The 565-nt window shown below is 45.5% G+C and carries 1 pseudogene; it reads right to left on the reverse strand.

Annotation, left to right across the window (positions count from 1 at the left end):
• Positions 1-565, reverse strand: a pseudogene (locus DXA93_RS18850) (IS200/IS605 family accessory protein TnpB-related protein); the annotation flags it as partial.

The raw sequence follows: 565 nt of genomic DNA on the forward strand, positions 1-565 counted from the left end.
TCCGCACCGTTTCTGGATATCACGTTTTCTCCACATCTGCAGTTTCTGCTTTTTCTTCCCGGAAAGTTTTCCTTTCATTTCCAGATATTCGAAAACAATCACATCTGCCCTATTTTCTGATGCATAGAAAACGATTTCCCTGGCAATCTTTTTACCAAGTTCTGTATTCAGACGTTTTGCATATGCCCATCTTCCCTGCACCTGACGCGATCCATGTTCCCGCTGAAATCTTCGGATCCGTCCCAGCACACGGTACATCCGGTCTTTGTCACTGGGAAAGTTAATAAACTTTCTCCCCAGGATAGTTCCGTCTGGACGCATGATGGTACAGACTGCATCCGTATTGATGCCGAGATCCACACTGCAGATCGTTTGTTCTTTGACGGGTGTCCGGTTTAAAGCTACCTCTTCCGCATACGTAAAACGCAGAAAATATTTGTCGTGCTTTTTCTCCAGCGTTGGCGCCGAAGCTTTTTTGCCCGACCAGTGTTTTCTTAAATATTCCATATCCGTATGTTTCAGCCGCACAGCAAACCATTTCCAGTCATGGCCATCGTACAGTTTT

Origin of the sequence: Blautia sp. OF09-25XD (assembly GCF_003482095.1) — a bacterium.
GTDB classification, from domain to species: Bacteria; Bacillota; Clostridia; order Lachnospirales; family Lachnospiraceae; genus Fusicatenibacter; species Fusicatenibacter saccharivorans.